Here is a 16,735-nt window from a genome sequence, read left to right on the forward strand (position 1 = left end):
ATGTTAAGAAAACTGTGTTTTCCACTTTTTGCGTTGTTTCTACTTGCTGGATGTACAACTAGCAGCAACACGCTCTCACTTGAGCCAAAAATTGCTTTACCGGCTAAAAACCCGACACTGAATGCCACCTCAATTAGTGTGAGCAGTGTAGACAACCGCACCAACAAATCATTAGCGGAAGTCAATCGTAATGGTAGCCTAGTGGTGCTTAACCCATCTCGTGATCCGCGCTATTTGATGCAAGAAGCTGTTGAAAAACAGATGGCTGCCCGTGGTTTTATGGTTACATCACCTGCCAACGTTAATTTAGTCGTTCAATTAAACAAATTAGACACTAAAGTCGCTGAGGGTAGCCTGCGCCATAATATTACGGTGAACTCTAGCGTAAGTATTACGGCAACTGCGCCAAATGGCTCAACAAAAACGCGTTCATTCACCCGAAACTTCAATACCCAAGAATTGTTAGCGGCGAATAATGCAAAAATCGAAGCAGCAATTAACAGTGCATTAGCTGATTTAATTGCCGATATGGCATCTGACCAAGAAATCACCGATTTTATCAGACAAAATTCACGCTATTAAGCGAGCGAGTACCCTAATTTAGTATTAAGCTATCCAAGTTAACTCTTGGATAGCGTTGCGCGGTCAATACCTCTACAGCGCTATGTATTGCAGCAAAAATCACCTTAGGCTTAGAGGGAATAATGCCTCGTTTCACACTACCGAATAATATTACCTTAATCCTTTTAGGCTTCGTCTCGGGCTTACCTTTAGCGTTGACTGCTGGGACATTGCAAGCTTGGTTAACCGTTGAAAACGTTGATATCAAAACGATTGGCTTCTTTTCCTTAGTCGGCCAAGCTTATGTTTTGAAGTTTTTGTGGTCGCCCATGATGGACCGCTATACGCCGCCGTTTCTCGGGCGCCGCAGAGGCTGGCTGTTAACCACTCAAATTCTCCTGATCATCAGTATCGCAGCAATGGGGTTTATGAACCCGTCTGAACATCTGTGGTATCTCGCCGCATTAGCTGTCACTGTTGCCTTTTGCTCTGCATCTCAAGATATTGTGTTTGATGCCTATAAAACGGATTTATTGACTGCTGAAGAACGGGGAATTGGGGCGGCAACCTCAGTGATGGGGTACCGGATCAGTATGCTAGTTTCTGGAGGATTAGCCCTCTGGCTTGCAGATAAATTCCTGACATGGAAACAGCTTTACCTTGTTATGGCGGGATTAATGATTATCGGTGTTGTCGCCACGCTATTGGCTAAAGAACCCGAAGAAAACAGCGCGCCGCCTACCTCATTAAGAAAAGCGATTTATGACCCGTTAGCGGAGTTTTTCAGCCGTAATAACGCATGGCTCGTCTTATTATTATTGGTATTTTATAAATTAGGTGATGCCTTTGTGATGGCGCTCAATACCAACTTTTTACTGAATGCACTGGGCTTTAGCCTTAGTGAAGTTGGTACAGTGAATAAAACCGTCGGAATGGCAGCCACCATTATTGGTGCTCTATTGGGCGGTTATCTAATGAAAAACATGAGCTTATTTAAGGCTCTGTTTCTTTTTGGCTTGCTCCAAGGTGGGTCAAATATTGGGTATTGGTTCCTCGCCGTCACGCCGCCTAATATCATGACGATGGGTTCCATTATTTTCCTTGAGAATATTTTTTCAGGAATGGGCACAGCGGCGTTTGTCGCACTCTTAATGACGCTGTGTAATAAATCCTTATCAGCAACGCAATTTGCGCTTCTTTCCGCACTTTCAGCAGTAGGACGGGTGTACATTGGCCCCGTAGCCAGTATTTTCGTTAGTAACTATGGCTGGCCACTGTTTTATTTGATCTCCATTGGCGTTGCCATTCCGGGAATTTTACTGTTATTAGCCTGTCGAAGTTCTTTGCTCTACACGCAAGCGACAGGGTTGTTCCAGCGCCGTGAACTATACGCAAATGGCTATCGCTTTGCCGTTTATGCCCTACTCGCCGCGGTGATTTGCCTTGCGATTTGGCTGCTTTCTCTATTGGCATTTTCTTTTAGTGGAATGAAAGTATATCTCTTCACCACACAGATTGAATTTTGGTTAGCTATCCCAAGTTATCAAAATATCCTATTTAATACTGGCATTAGCATCGGTGCTATCAGTTTAATTATCGGTGGTAGTTTAGATTTCCTCGCTGTTCGCAAAACCGTCAAGCAATAACTGATTTTCCTTTCACCTTTACTTATCTACTTAGCTGATTCCCTAAAACTAACTTATTAGTTTAGGGAATCTGATCATTCTAGAAAAATAACCCTCTAGCACAAAACACATCAAAATCACTTTTTGATCGTGATTGCGATCACTCATTCAATGAAAAATATTTCTTAATTGCAATTTTAAAGCCTAATATATCACATGTTAGAGACTGGTTAGATAACACGTTAACGAATAGTGCACTACTCAACCCCATTAATTAATTAACGAAAATAATCTATTATGAAAAAACTCTTTTGTATTGCCGCCTTAGCTTCTGTGGCAGGTACGGCATATTCTGATGATCTTTTAGGCTATAAAAATGGTTTTGCTGATATCAATATTAACTATTTAGATTGGTCTCACCGTACTGAGACCAAAACGGAGAAAACGACGCGTAAGAAAGACTTTGCCTACATTGAATTAGAGGGTGGTGCTAATTTTAATTGGGGTGAGCTTTACGGCTTCTTTGATGTAGAAAACCCGCTCCATACACAACATACTGATTCAGGGCGTAATAAACGCTACACCATCAAAACAACAGGTCGCTTCTATTTAGGTGATACAGGCTTTAATCTGTACGGCCACGTTTACGGCACATGGTCATTACCAGGAACGAAATATGGTGGTAATTTTCATGATGTAAACACATTATATGGCATCGGTTATAACACGGCTTTTGGCGATTTGTGGTTTAAGCCTTTTATCGCCCTAAACTATACTGATCAAACATTCTATTCAGGTAATAATGGTTATACCGCAGGGTGGGTCGCTGGATATAATTTCAGCGCATTTGAAGAAAATTTTATGATAACCAACTGGCATGAAATGGAATTTGCACGTAATAAGCGCTACAACGGCGGTAAGCGAAATGGTATTAATGGTGCCATGGCTTTTTGGTGGAATGCGACACCACATTTAGCTGCGGGTATCCAATATCGCTATGCTGACAATAAATTAGGCGATACTTTTTATCAAGACGCAATCATTTATACATTAAAGTATACCTTCTAAAAGTGCTCTAATGCGTTATTGAAAATTGTATCGCAATTTAATATTTCTCTTTTTAAATCAAATCAGTAATAATTTTTCTTAACAATTTTGCCGATAAAGTGACTCAAATGGCTTTATCGGCAAGAAAAAACGTAATTACCCTTACCATATTGCTTATCATTCATATCAGTTTTGTCATTTTTTCACTTCTTTTGTATATATTTTCCTTTGAAAAATTACTAAGATAATTTAGTATTAAAGGGCTTTTATCAAAATATACTTATAATCCGTATCAATTTTAACTTTTTCTTTAAAAGCTCTTTACATGTGATCATATTAACATAAAGAGCTAACAATTCCGTTTCTTTGCCTTACAATCATTTACACTCGCATAACCTTACCGTAAAATGCCCGCACTGATGAAACGACAATTAGAATCTTGTCATTTGGGGTCGTGGATGAGACTTATGAACTACAAAAAAAGTATCGGAGCAATCTCACTAGTTGTAGCAGCCTTATTATTAGGCGGTTGTGATATGGTGTTGATGGATCCAAAAGGCGCCGTAGGCGTAAAACAAAAAGAGCTAATTCTTATTGCAATTGGCTTAATGCTGCTTGTTGTTATTCCTGTTATTTTTATGACGATTATCTTCGCCAGAAAATATCGTGAATCCAACACGTCTGCTACATACCGTCCAAACTGGGCTCACTCAAATAAAATTGAGTTAGTCTGCTGGACTGTTCCTATCATCATTATCATCATTCTGGGTGCTATCACTTGGAAGACAACACATGAGCTGGACCCGTATCAGCCATTAGTGAGTGATCAGGAACCTGTCACAATCGAAGTTATTTCGGCTGACTGGAAATGGATCTTTATCTATCCAGAGCAAGGTATTGCTACAGTTAACGAAATCGCATTCCCTACCGGTGTGCCAGTTAACTTCAAAATCACGTCTGATTCGGTGATGAACTCGTTCTTCATTCCATCTTTAGGTGGCCAAATCTACGCGATGGCGGGTATGCAAACTAAACTTCACTTAATCGCCAATGAACCAGGCACCTATAAAGGCTTCTCTGCAAGCTACAGTGGCCAAGGCTTCTCTGATATGAAGTTCAATGCGATTGCAACCCCTGACCGCCAAGGCTTTGATGAGTGGGTACAAAAGGTAAAAGCGTCTCCTAAGACAATGGATACAATGCAGGCATTCGACGAAGTCGCTAAGCCAAGCACAAATGTTCCTGTTACCTACTTCTCTAGCGTGAAACCTAACCTTTATAACGACATCGTTCTGAAGTTTGGTCATGAGCACCATAAAGGTCACGCTCCTGTAGAAACCAAAGAAGAATCTACAGGTCATTCTATGCATATGAGCCATAACGCTCATGCAGCAGGCGCTGAGGAATAAGGGCATGTTCGGAAAATTAACACTAGATGCAGTTCCGCTCCATGAGCCGATCATCGTTGTCACACTGATTGCTATTGTCCTTGGTGGGCTTGGCTTAGTCGGTTTGATCTCCTATTTCGGTAAATGGAAATGGCTGTGGAAAGAGTGGTTAACCTCGGTTGACCATAAAAAAATTGGTGTCATGTACATCATTGTTGCGATGGTCATGTTGTTCCGTGGCTTCGCGGATGCTGTCATGATGCGTGGTCAGCAAGTTCTTGCTTCTGCTGGCCAAGAGGGCTTCTTAAACCCTCATCACTATGACCAAATCTTTACCGCACACGGCGTTATCATGATTTTCTTCATGGCAACCCCATTTGTTGTCGGTCTGATGAACCTCGTTGTACCTCTGCAAATTGGTGCACGTGACGTTGCCTTCCCATTCCTTAACTCATTGAGCTTCTGGTTCTTTGTAGTCGGTGTTGTCTTAATCAACATCTCTTTAGGGGTAGGTGAGTTCGCACAAACAGGTTGGTTAGCATATCCACCATTATCGGGCTTGGAGTACAATCCAGGGGTCGGGGTCGATTACTGGCTCTGGAGTCTCCAGATATCCGGTATTGGTACGTTATTAACAGGGGTTAACTTCATTGCCACGATTATCCGTATGCGTACGCCGGGTATGTCGATGATGAAAATGCCTGTATTCAGCTGGGCTGCGTTATGTACTAACGTATTGATTGTTGCTGCGTTCCCTATTTTAACCGTCACTCTGACGCTTCTGACGTTAGACCGTTATTTAGGTACCCATTTCTTCACTAACGATATGGGCGGCAACATGATGATGTATATCAACCTGATTTGGGCATGGGGTCACCCTGAGGTGTATATCCTTGTTCTGCCAGTGTTCGGTGTATTCTCTGAAGTCGCAGCAACCTTCTCGAAAAAACGTTTATTCGGTTATACCTCATTAGTTTGGGCGACAATCGTTATCACCGTTATGTCCTTCATCGTATGGCTGCACCACTTCTTTACGATGGGTTCTGGCGCGAACGTGAACGCCTTCTTCGGTATCGCCACTATGATCATCGCAATCCCAACAGGGGTTAAGATCTTCAACTGGCTGTTTACGATGTACCAAGGCCGCATCGAGTTTAAATCGCCGATGCTGTGGACTATCGGTTTCATCATCACCTTCTCTGTAGGTGGTATGACGGGTGTTCTGTTAGCCGTACCAGGTGCGAACTTCGTTCTGCACAACAGCTTATTCCTGATTGCTCACTTCCATAACGTTATCATTGGTGGTGTGGTATTCGGATGTTTCGCTGGTATGACTTACTGGTTCCCGAAAGCTTACGGCTTTACGCTGAATGAGAAATGGGGTGTCCGTGCATTCTGGTTCTGGATCATCGGTTTCTTCTTAGCATTCATGCCATTATATATTCTGGGCTTTATGGGTATGACCCGTCGTTTAAGCCAGAATATTGACCCTGCTTATCACTCAATGTTAGTTGCGGCTGCATTCGGTGCTGCGTTAATCGCAATCGGTATTGCATGCCAAGTTATCCAAATCATTGTGAGTATTCGTGACCGTAATGAAAACCGTGATTTAACGGGAGATCCATGGGGTGGACGTACTCTTGAGTGGGCAACTTCTTCACCACCACCATTCTATAACTTTGCGATTGAGCCACACGTTCAAACTCGTGATGCTTGGTGGGATCTGAAAGAAAAAGGGCTTGCTCATAAGAAACCAACTTCATATGAAGAAATTCATATGCCGAAAAATACCGGCGCTGGCGTTATCATCGCAGCATTTAGCTTGGTTTTAGGTTTCGCAATGATCTGGCACATCTGGTGGCTCGCAATCGTTGGTTTCGGTGGAATGATCGTCACTTGGATTGCAAAAAGCTTCGACGAAGATGTTGATTACTACGTACCTGTGGCTGAAATCGAAGAAATCGAGAATAAGCACTTTGAAGAATTACGTAAGGCAGGTGTGAACGATGTCAACTAATACAATGACTAACCAAAATATCGCCCATGCAGAGCATGGGCACCACGATGCAGGTGGCACTAAAGTATTCGGTTTCTGGCTCTATATCATGAGCGACTTGATTCTGTTTGCTTGTTTGTTTGCAACCTATGTTGTTTTGGCCGATGGAACTGCTGGCGGTCCTGCTGGTAAAGATATCTTCAGTCTGAAGTTCGTATTAGGCGAAACCTTCTTACTGTTAGTGAGTAGTATTACCTACGGCTTCGCAATGATTGCGATGCATAAAGGAAAAATCGCGGCGGTTAACTTATGGTTGTTCGCGACATTCTTGTTAGGCCTTGGCTTCGTTATTATGGAAGTCTATGAGTTCCACGAACTGATCGCTGAAGGCTTTGGCCCTGACCGTAGTGGTTTCTTATCTGGCTTCTTTGCACTGGTTGCAACGCACGGTCTGCACGTTTCTGCGGGTCTGATCTGGATTGTCATCATGATGATTCAAGTCACTCGTCGCGGTCTGACTGATGTTAACAAAACGCGTTTGAACTGCCTGAGCCTGTTCTGGCACTTCTTAGATGTGGTTTGGATCTGTGTATTTACCGTTGTTTATCTTCTGGGGGCTATTTAAATGAGTCATGCAAAAGATGCTCACACTGGAGCAAGCCACGGTAGCGTTAAGACATACCTGATTGGCTTTATTCTGTCAGTCATCCTAACGGTTATCCCGTTCTGGATGGTGATGGAAGGCACAGCGACGACGTCAACAATCCTTTGGACTGTTGTGGGTATGGCAGTCGTGCAAATCTTCGTTCACTTAGTATGTTTCTTACATATGAATACCTCATCTGATGAGCGTTGGAACTTGGTTGCATTTCTGTTCACCATGCTTATTGTCGGCATCGTTGTTGTCGGCTCGCTGTGGATTATGTACAACCTGAACATCAATATGATGCTCGACTAAAGAGTTGCCGATATGTTTAAGCAATACCTGCAAGTGACCAAACCAGGAATTATATTCGGAAACTTGATTTCTGTGATCGGCGGTTTTCTCTTGGCTTCAAAAGGGTCAATTGACTACCCGCTGTTCGTTGCGACTTTGCTGGGTGTATCACTGGTCGTGGCTTCTGGTTGTGTTTTTAACAACTACATCGACCGTGATATCGACCGTATCATGGAAAGAACTAAGAATCGCCCTTTAGTTAAAGGGCTGATTGACCCGAAAGTTAGCCTGATTTACGCCGCTGCATTAGGTATTGCTGGTATGGTGCTGCTACTTGTAGCAGCCAATGCCTTGGCAATGCTACTTGCAGTCATTGGTTTCATTGTTTATGTGGGCATTTATAGCCTGTATATGAAACGTAAGTCAGTCTATGGCACGCTAATTGGCAGCCTGTCTGGCGCAGCACCACCGGTTATCGGTTACTGCGCTGTCACAAATGAATTTGATACTGGGGCTCTTATCCTGTTATTAATTTTCAGTTTGTGGCAGATGCCTCACTCGTATGCCATTGCCATTTTCCGCTTTAAGGATTACAAAGCCGCTAATATTCCTGTATTACCGGTGATTAAAGGAATTTCTGTCGCTAAGACACATATCTTCCTGTATATCCTTGCGTTTATGGTTGCAACGTTAATGTTAGCTATCAGCGGATACGCGGGCTATAAGTATTTGGTCGTAGGTGCAGCAGTTAGCTTGTGGTGGCTGGGTATGGCGATTTCAGGTTTCAAAACCGAAAACGATGACCGAGTCTGGGCAAGAAAACTATTCATTTTCTCAATCGTAGCAATTACTGCATTGAGTGTAATGATGTCTGTTGATCCTACAGTTTCAAGCGATACTGTTATAGCTCTCGTCAGATAACCTATCTATTCTCTGATGGTAACAATGTCTAAACGGCGGGCTTTCCCCGCCGTTTTTATTTGTCTCTAATTGCTTTTACAACTCACTTTTACGTATTCTGCCTATCCTTATGAATCTATTTTATGGTTAAATAGCCCCTTGCTATTATAAGCTAGATATAAAATGCACCATTAAAAGCTACAACTCATTGAATTTAAAAATTAAAGTGAAATATCTTCCCATAAAAATTCAAAATAGTTCGAGTTGTAGCAAGGCGGCAAACGAAGATATTTTAGGGATGACCCTAAGTAGCTAAGAGAAGCCAACACAGCTACAGCTCCAATTACTAGCAATTGGATTTAAATAATTTTGCTACAACATAAAATGAATTTATTCAAAATAGTTCGAGTTGTAGCAAGGCGGCAAAGTGAGGACATCACAGGGAGCATACATAAGTATGTGACCTGTGTGGCCGAACGAAGCCAACACAGCTACAGCTTGAAATATGACGAATAAAAATGAACGATAACAAAATGACATCCGCAGAGCTAAGATCCACATGGGGACTAGGTTCTGTGTTCTCCTTGCGAATGCTTGGCATGTTTATGGTCTTACCCATTTTGACCAGCTACGGAATGCACTTACAAGGGGCAAATGAGTTTTTAGTGGGCGTTGCCATTGGTATTTATGGCCTTAGCCAAGCACTTTTTCAGATCCCTTTTGGTTTGATGTCAGACAAAATCGGTCGTAAGCCACTCATTGTTATTGGCTTAATCATTTTTATTATAGGTAGTATCGTTGCGGCGCTCAGTGACTCCATTTGGGGCATTATTATTGGCCGCGCATTGCAAGGCGCAGGTGCGATATCCGCAGCGGTAATGGCGTTACTGTCTGATTTAACTCGTGAACAAAACCGTACCAAGGCAATGGCATTTTTAGGTATAAGCTTTGGGCTAACTTTTGCGATCGCACTTGTTTTAGGGCCTATCATTACCCATCTAATTGGGTTAAATGGGCTATTTTGGGGAATTGCCCTGCTTGCCGTTGGCGCGATTGCACTCACTATGTTTGTTGTGCCAAACACCAACACCCATGTATTGAACCGTGAATCCGCCTTTGTGAAAGGCAATTTAAAAACCGTTTTAGCCCAGCCTCAATTATTAAAATTAAATATCGGTATTTTATGCCTGCATACTTTGCTGATGTCGAGCTTTGTTGCCCTGCCCCTTATCATGACAAAAGCGGGCTTTCTCGCCCAAGATCACTGGAAAGCCTATTTAGTCACTATGCTAATTTCCTTTGTGGCTGTTTTGCCTTTTATTATCTACGCAGAAAAATACCGCAAAATGAAGCAAGTCTTCCTGTTCTGTATCGCGCTATTGGCAGTTGCAGAAATTACATTGTGGTTCTCTGGTAGCCAGTTATGGGTCATCATCCTTGGCTTACAGATATTTTTTATTGGCTTCAATATTATGGAAGCCATTTTGCCATCGTTGATTAGCAAGGAAGCACCCGCGGGCTATAAAGGAACTGCAATGGGGGTTTATTCCACCAGCCAATTTTTAGGTGTTGCCCTTGGGGGCATTGTCGGTGGGTGGTTATATAACTTCGAAGGGGCAGATACCGTCTTTATTGGTGGGTTGATCCTGACAATCCTTTGGTTTGTCGTTAGTTTAACCATGAAACAGCCGCCATACGTCAGCAGCATTCGCATCGAACTGCCTGCACACCTGAAAAATACTCAGGCGCTGGAGCAAAAGCTACGAGCTCAAAATGGCGTCATGGAAGCCTTGGTTGTCGATGAAGAACTCAGTGTCTACGTTAAAGTTGATCGAAAAATCATTAATCGCGAGCAACTTGAAGCCATTATTCAGCAGTAAAAAAATAGGCCTATAAAATTGTAGGCCTGAGGTTGTTGACAAAGCAGGATAAAAGCGTGGTTTTTCCTGCATTGTATTATCAGCCGAAAATCAATAGATTGATTTTCCTAGCTTATTTTCAAAACCTATCCAACCTGTGGCCAAACCTAATCTGTTTGTCTACAGTCTGAGGCCTGCAAAATGCAGGCCTATTTTTATTGATAACTTACTCGCCGTGATTAATCACGGAAGTTATTAAATTGGAAAGGCTGACCTAAATTTCCGCCACGAACTAACGCCATGACTGATTGCAAGTCATCACGCGCTTTGCCTGTCACACGCACTTGATCGCCCTGAATTTGCGCTTGAACTTTCAGCTTACTGTCTTTGATTAACTTAATAATTTTTTTAGCAATTGCCGCATCGATACCCTGTTTGAACGTCACTTCAACACTGTAGGTTTTCCCGCTATGAACAATATCGTCAGGAACATTTAGCACCGCGCCATCAATACCGCGCTTGGCCATTTTTTCTCTTAAAATATCAACCAGTTGAAGAACTTGGAAATCAGATTCACTGGTAATTTTCACTGATTCATTTTTATCGTTCAACTCAAAGCTCGCTTCGACATTTTTAAAGTCCCAGCGGCTTGTTAACTCGCGCTGCGCATTTTCGACCGCATTACGCACTTCATTCATTTCAACTTCAGACACAATATCAAATGATGGCATTGTTCAGACCTCTAAGGATATTTTTTGTTACGTGCATAATAACGTTTTTAGCCACTGTACTTCAAGTTATCAGGGTATAAGCCCTTCCCTACGCTATAATTACCCCACACTAAGGTATATACTGGTTAGATAGCCAATGTCAGAGATGACAAGGTGTTAGAGCACATATTTCAGAGGGACACTATGAAAATAACCCTGATCGGTTGTGGTGCTATCGGTAAGCTGTGGCTTGCTGCACTCACCTTACAAGGCCATGATACTCAAGGCTGGCTGCGTGTGGCTCAGCCTGATTTGTTTGTCGATGTGAATGAGCCTGATGGACGTACTTTTCGCGAACTCATTCCCTGTAATAATATCAATCACCTACAAACCAGTGAGCTGGTGATTATCTGCTTAAAAGCATGGCAAGTTTCCGATGCCTTATTACCTCTACTTGGCAACATTCCCGAAAAAACACCGATTTTACTACTCCATAATGGAATGGGGACAATAGAAGAACTGGCTCCTTTACGACACCCTATTTTAGCTGGTGTGACAACCCATGCCGCTTGGCAAGAAAACAACCAAGTATTTCATGTCGCTCACGGAATGACACACATTGGGGCGATCAATTCACAGGCACAAACCTATTACCCTATTGCAGATGTTCTGCATGAAGCACTTCCTGATGTCGCTTGGCACAATCAAATTTTGACGACATGTTGGCGAAAACTGATCGCTAATTGCGCTATCAACCCGTTAACTGTGGAACACGATTGCAAGAATGGCGAGTTAGTACACCATACTGAACAAATTTTACGGATCATTGATGAAATCTGCCACGTTATGGCTGCAGAAGGGTTACACACCGATAAAACAGAACTGACTGAGTATATTGATGGCATTATTGAAAATACCGCCAATAACTACTCGTCCATGTTGCAAGATATTCGCAATAATCGCCGCACTGAAATTGATTACATCACAGGCTTTTTAATCAAACAAGCCAGAGCTCATGGCCTAAGCACTCCTGAAAATGACCGTTTATATCATTTAGTCAAAAATAGAGAACAACAATATGACGACTTCCGTTCTAATTTGCATCACCCATGGTAGTGAGGAAATTGAAACTGTCACTACCGCGGATTTATTAGTCAGAGCAGGCATTCAAGTCACTCTTGCCAGTGCCAATGAAGATGGTTCCCTGCAAATTACAGCTTCACGCGGTATGAAACTCATCGCAGATACCTCACTTATTAAGGTTGCAGATGAGCCTTTTGATGCCATCGTCCTTCCGGGTGGCATTCAAGGTGATGAAACATTTCGTGATAGCCCATTAGTAGTCGAAAAAGTACGCCGCATGCACCTTGATGGTAAAATTGTTGCGGCTATCTGCGCTGCCCCGGCTGTCGTTTTAGAATATCACCAGCTATTTCCACTAGGAAATATGACGGGTTACCCAACGATGAAAAACCAAATTCCAGCCGAAAAGTGGGTAGACCGCCGCGTTTACTTTGATGAACGAGTCAATTTGCTGACAAGCCAAGGGCCCGCTACGTCCTTTGATTTTGCTTTGAAGCTTATCGAATTATTAGTCGGTCGAGAAACGGCAGGAAGGGTTGCTGGACAGCTAGTTTTACCGAATGGAATTAACGATTATTTGGAAGATAAACTCTAGACTCATACCTGCCATGAATAAATGGCCAATAACCAATTAACACACTGAATTAAAAGAATTTATTTTACAAATAATGACAAGAAAAGCCTTTGACGCTCACGGCTTTTTGTTATGATTGCGACGGGTGCTTGGATCATTTTTGGTTCAAGCATGAGCAAGAGCCAAAAAGATAAAAGCCCCGAATTTAGATGTTAATCTTAATCCGAGGCAGTCTCAAAAACCAAACAGTTTGATTCTGTCTCCTTTTAGAAAAGGAGTCAAGAGGAATGGCCAAATTTGCCCTTGTAGGGTTAATTACCGTGTGTCTTACGGTATTGAGTTTTTCAGGCATGATGCAAGAAAGGTTATGTTCGTTAAGCATCAGTAGCGGAAACACTCTGGTTCAAGCTACTTTATCGTGCGGTAAGTAGTCTTGTGGGGGAGTTATCTCCCCCATATTTCTCTTTGATTGGTTTTGGATGATACAAGCACCCTACCTTATTTATCACTCATATGGCATACCACTATCATTGGTTTTTCCCAATAGAATTAACGATTATTTGGAAGATAAACTCTAGACTCATACCTGCCATAAATAAATGGTCAATAACCAATTAACACACTGAATTAAAAGAATTTATTTTACAAATAATGACAAGAAAAGCCTTTGACGCTCACGGCTTTTTGTTATGATTGCGACGGGTGCTTGGATCATTTTTGGTTCAAGCATGAGCAAGAGCCAAAAAGATAAAAGCCCCGAATTTAGATGTTAATCTTAATCCGAGGCAGTCTCAAAAACCAAACAGTTTGATTCTGTCTCCTTTTAGAAAAGGAGTCAAGAGGAATGGCCAAATTTGCCCTTGTAGGGTTAATTACCGTGTGTCTTACGGTATTGAGTTTTTCAGGCATGATGCAAGAAAGGTTATGTTCGTTAAGCATCAGTAGCGGAAACACTCTGGTTCAAGCTACTTTATCGTGCGGTAAGTAGTCTTGTGGGGGAGTTATCTCCCCCATATTTCTCTTTGATTGGTTTTGGATGATACAAGCACCCTGTCTTACTTATGGGCGGTAGACCTTAATATTATCAAACCCTTGTTCTTTGAGGTACAACGCCTGTAAACGGCTCATCACTCCACGGTCACAATATAATAGATAGGTTTTATCTTTGGGTAAGTCACCAAATTGTGTGCTGAGTTTGTAGAATGGAATATGTTTGATTTCCATACCTTCAACTTTCAAAGGCTTATCTTCGAACTCATCGATAGAGCGGATATCCACAATCACTTCATTTTCAGTTGAAAGCTCACTGACCATTTCAATCTCAGGAACTTTCTCTAGGCTTTCTTGCGCGATTTGGCGAATATCAATATTTTGAGCCTGCTCAACAACAGACTCTAGAATACCAAAGTCAAAGTTTTCTTCTTCCGCTTCGATGCGCGCTTTTACTGCTTTCACCGTTGGGCTTTTCGAAATCACACCACAATATTCTGGCATGGTTTTCGCAAAATCTTCGGTACCAATTTGGCGAGCCAATTTGATAATGTGTTCTTTATCATGGGATATCAGCGGCCTTAATACTAAGGTATCAGACGCATTATCAATCAAACGTAGGTTTGTTAAGGTTTGGCTGGAAACTTGCCCAAGCGCTTCACCCGTCACAATCGCTTGTACGCCATAACGCTCTGCGACTTTCGATGCCGCACGCACCATCATGCGTTTTAATACGACCCCCATTTGGCCATCGTCGATTTTTTCTAAAATTTCCGCGACAACGGGTTCAAAATTAACGGCAATAAAGCGAACTTTATGAGAGCTACCAAAGCGGTTCCATAAATAGTGAGCAATTTGTTTCACACCAATTTCATGGGCTGCACCCCCTAAATTGAAGAAACAGTAATGCACACGGCAACCACGGCGCATTAACATGTAGCTAGAAACGCCAGAGTCAAAACCGCCTGAAATCAATGATAAAACGTCTTCTTGAGTCCCAATAGGGAAGCCACCGATCCCTTCAATGCGTGCTTTAACTAAGATGAGTTTGTCATCTTCAATTTCTAAATGCACCGTGGTATCTGGGTCTTTAAGCTTCACTTTCGCAGAAGCAATGTGTTGATTTAACCCGCCACCAATGTAGCGTTCCGCTTCAATAGAGGAAAACTCGTGCTTACCGCGACGCTTTACACGCACGCAGAACGTTTTATTTTCTAATGATGGGCCATAAGCTTCATGGGCCATTTCAAAGATATGGTGCAAACTGGTAAACGGTTTTTCTTCGACTTCAAGAATATGGTGAATACCGGGAATACGGCCCAGCATGTCACAAATTTCGTCATGCTTCGTTTCCCCTTTCACACGCACTTCTATGTTATCCCAATTACGGACAACCGAAATTTCTTCGCCAAGTGACTTAAGCACGTTACGAATATTGCTGGTCAAAATTTTAATAAAACGTAGCCTAACAGTTTGGCTTTTAATGGTAATTTCTGGGAATAACTTAATGATAAACTTCATAATAGCTGCATGTTCATGGTTGTTGGGGCAAACGAATGTATCTAACAGTGACACATCTGCACGTTACCAATTGTCAATAAAGAGGCGTATTATAACACTATCTTGCGGACTGAATCTAAAAACACCAATAATAAATTGTAACCATAGCAAGACTGCGTTAGTCTGCTAAATATTTAAAATACCCCAAATATATTGATTTAACATTAGTGGCTAAACAACATGGCTAAAGAAAAATCTCAGCAAGTTCCAACGGTTAGTTTCGAAAATTCACTTCAAGAGCTGGAGCAAATTGTTGCTCGCCTCGAATCAGGCTCTCTTCCATTAGAAGATGCACTCAACGAATTCGAGCGTGGTGTTCAAATCGCCAAACAAGGTCAAAAAGTCCTACAACAAGCCGAGCAGCGCGTACAAATCTTGCTTAGCGATGATGAAAATAAACCTCTTGCCGATTTTTCACCTGAAACTGAATAAATTATGTCTGAACAACTTCCAGATAGCTTCGCGCTGCAACAAAAATACGCCTACGACAGAGTTAACCAATACCTATTAGATACGCTAAATTCACTCCCATTTGCCGAACTGCCGTTGGCCAATGCCATGCGTTACGGCGCATTATTAGGTGGAAAGCGTTTACGCCCCTTTTTAACTTACGCAGTCGGTTCCATGTTAGGTGTCAGTGAAGAAAACCTTGATGCACCTGCATCAGCGGTTGAATGTATTCATGCTTATTCATTAATTCATGATGATTTACCCGCTATGGATGATGATGATTTACGTCGCGGCCAGCCAACTTGCCATATCAAGTATGGTGAAGGTAATGCCGTTTTAGCGGGCGATGCCTTGCAAACCCTAGCATTTCAATTACTTGCATCAGCAAAAATGCCTGATGTCTCGGACAAAGACCGTATTGCAATGATAGCTGAACTCGCATATGCCAGTGGTCTTGCGGGGATGTGTGGCGGGCAAGCCCTTGATCTAGATGCAGAAGGCAAACGTGTTGACCTTGCTTCGTTAGAGCGTATTCATCAACATAAAACTGGCGCGCTGATTCGTGCAGCTATTCGCCTTGGGGCATATGCCGCGGGCGATAAAGGCCATCGATTATTACCGACCTTAGATAAATACGCCGAATCCATTGGTCTTGCCTTTCAAGTACAAGACGATATCCTAGACGTCATTGGTGACAGTGCAGTAACAGGCAAGCGCCAAGGCGCTGATGCCGAACATGAAAAAAGTACTTACCCATCTCTACTTGGCCTTGAAGCCGCACAGAAAAAAGCGCGTGAGCTATATCATGATGCGATAGACGCTTTAGAGACGATCCAATCCCATGGGTATAATATAGATATGCTAAGTGCTTTAGCTAATTTTATTATTGAGCGTAAAAGCTGACAATATGCTTTGCCTTTAGGCATTAAGAAGACTGATAATTACGGCATTGATTACCCGACGTAGTTTAAGCTGTAAAACGGGCTTTACCTTAAATATTTGATGTGACAGGTCAGAGGCTAATAGAACAAATCGCGAAACATCGGCTTTTATGT

The 16,735-nt window shown here is 42.3% G+C and carries 17 protein-coding genes; 15 read left to right on the forward strand and 2 right to left on the reverse strand.

Going from position 1 to position 16,735, the window contains the following annotated elements; translation table 11 throughout:
- The 9 genes from ABWP91_RS08550 (at window position 1) to ABWP91_RS08590 (ending at window position 10,334) form a co-directional block, all read left to right on the forward strand.
- Window positions 1-582: a YajG family lipoprotein gene (locus ABWP91_RS08550; protein ID WP_353242916.1), complete on the forward strand. Its 582-nt coding sequence runs from the start codon at window positions 1-3 to the stop codon at window positions 580-582.
- A 122-nt stretch (window positions 583-704) separates the two neighbouring features.
- The gene (locus ABWP91_RS08555; protein ID WP_353242917.1) at window positions 705-2,207 is read left to right on the forward strand and encodes an AmpG family muropeptide MFS transporter; all 1,503 of its coding nucleotides are present in this window, start codon (window positions 705-707) and stop codon (window positions 2,205-2,207) included.
- 273 nt (window positions 2,208-2,480) lie between these two features.
- A complete protein-coding gene (locus ABWP91_RS08560; protein WP_502935800.1) occupies window positions 2,481-3,254 on the forward strand; it encodes a nucleoside-specific channel-forming Tsx family protein in 774 nt (257 codons plus the stop codon).
- A 437-nt stretch (window positions 3,255-3,691) separates the two neighbouring features.
- Window positions 3,692-4,642 carry a cytochrome o ubiquinol oxidase subunit II gene (gene cyoA / locus ABWP91_RS08565; protein ID WP_353242919.1) on the forward strand — a complete coding sequence of 317 codons (951 nt, stop codon included), beginning with the start codon at window positions 3,692-3,694 and terminating at the stop codon, window positions 4,640-4,642.
- A gap of 4 nt (window positions 4,643-4,646) precedes the next feature.
- Window positions 4,647-6,638: a cytochrome o ubiquinol oxidase subunit I gene (cyoB, locus tag ABWP91_RS08570; protein ID WP_353242920.1), complete on the forward strand. Its 1,992-nt coding sequence runs from the start codon at window positions 4,647-4,649 to the stop codon at window positions 6,636-6,638.
- Window positions 6,628-7,242, forward strand: a complete 615-nt coding sequence (locus tag ABWP91_RS08575) for a cytochrome o ubiquinol oxidase subunit III (RefSeq protein WP_219245750.1) — start codon at window positions 6,628-6,630, stop codon at window positions 7,240-7,242. The genes cyoB and ABWP91_RS08575 overlap by 11 nt, the downstream gene beginning before the upstream one ends.
- Entirely contained in the window at window positions 7,243-7,575 is a 333-nt protein-coding gene (locus tag ABWP91_RS08580) for a cytochrome o ubiquinol oxidase subunit IV (RefSeq protein WP_206084593.1), read from the forward strand.
- Window positions 7,576-7,587: 12 nt separating this feature from the next.
- The gene (gene cyoE / locus ABWP91_RS08585; protein WP_353242921.1) at window positions 7,588-8,475 is read left to right on the forward strand and encodes a heme o synthase; all 888 of its coding nucleotides are present in this window, start codon (window positions 7,588-7,590) and stop codon (window positions 8,473-8,475) included.
- A gap of 497 nt (window positions 8,476-8,972) precedes the next feature.
- Window positions 8,973-10,334, forward strand: coding sequence for an MFS transporter (locus ABWP91_RS08590; RefSeq protein WP_353242922.1), 1,362 nt, complete (start codon window positions 8,973-8,975; stop codon window positions 10,332-10,334).
- Window positions 10,335-10,552: 218 nt separating this feature from the next.
- On the opposite strand, the gene ABWP91_RS08595 is transcribed toward ABWP91_RS08590, so the two are convergent.
- Window positions 10,553-11,044, reverse strand: a complete 492-nt coding sequence (locus tag ABWP91_RS08595; RefSeq protein WP_042846924.1) for a YajQ family cyclic di-GMP-binding protein — start codon at window positions 11,042-11,044, stop codon at window positions 10,553-10,555.
- 183 nt (window positions 11,045-11,227) lie between these two features.
- Between ABWP91_RS08595 and panE the strand changes: the two genes are divergently transcribed.
- The 4 genes from panE to ABWP91_RS08615 all read left to right on the forward strand — a co-directional run bounded on the left by panE (window position 11,228) and on the right by ABWP91_RS08615 (window position 13,668).
- Window positions 11,228-12,139, forward strand: a complete 912-nt coding sequence (panE, locus tag ABWP91_RS08600; RefSeq protein WP_353242923.1) for a 2-dehydropantoate 2-reductase — start codon at window positions 11,228-11,230, stop codon at window positions 12,137-12,139.
- Entirely contained in the window at window positions 12,102-12,701 is a 600-nt protein-coding gene (yajL, locus tag ABWP91_RS08605; RefSeq protein WP_353242924.1) for a protein deglycase YajL, read from the forward strand. Before panE ends, yajL begins: the two co-directional genes overlap by 38 nt.
- A 266-nt stretch (window positions 12,702-12,967) precedes the next feature.
- A complete protein-coding gene (locus ABWP91_RS08610; RefSeq protein WP_219245744.1) occupies window positions 12,968-13,111 on the forward strand; it encodes a Hok/Gef family protein in 144 nt (47 codons plus the stop codon).
- A 413-nt stretch (window positions 13,112-13,524) separates the two neighbouring features.
- Window positions 13,525-13,668, forward strand: a complete 144-nt coding sequence (locus tag ABWP91_RS08615; protein ID WP_219245744.1) for a Hok/Gef family protein — start codon at window positions 13,525-13,527, stop codon at window positions 13,666-13,668.
- A gap of 71 nt (window positions 13,669-13,739) precedes the next feature.
- Here the strand turns inward: ABWP91_RS08615 and thiI are convergent, their stop codons facing one another.
- The gene (gene thiI / locus ABWP91_RS08620) at window positions 13,740-15,191 is read right to left on the reverse strand and encodes a tRNA uracil 4-sulfurtransferase ThiI (protein ID WP_353242925.1); all 1,452 of its coding nucleotides are present in this window, start codon (window positions 15,189-15,191) and stop codon (window positions 13,740-13,742) included.
- A 219-nt stretch (window positions 15,192-15,410) separates the two neighbouring features.
- Between thiI and xseB the strand changes: the two genes are divergently transcribed.
- Both xseB and ispA read left to right on the forward strand, forming a co-directional pair.
- The gene (gene xseB / locus ABWP91_RS08625; RefSeq protein WP_219245742.1) at window positions 15,411-15,662 is read left to right on the forward strand and encodes an exodeoxyribonuclease VII small subunit; all 252 of its coding nucleotides are present in this window, start codon (window positions 15,411-15,413) and stop codon (window positions 15,660-15,662) included.
- 3 nt (window positions 15,663-15,665) lie between these two features.
- On the forward strand, window positions 15,666-16,583 hold the full coding sequence (ispA, locus tag ABWP91_RS08630; RefSeq protein WP_353242926.1) for a (2E,6E)-farnesyl diphosphate synthase: 918 nt from the start codon (window positions 15,666-15,668) through the stop codon (window positions 16,581-16,583).
- Window positions 16,584-16,735: the final 152 nt, after the last annotated feature.

The organism is Providencia sp., assembly GCF_040396775.1.
Lineage (GTDB): Bacteria > Pseudomonadota > Gammaproteobacteria > Enterobacterales > Enterobacteriaceae > Providencia.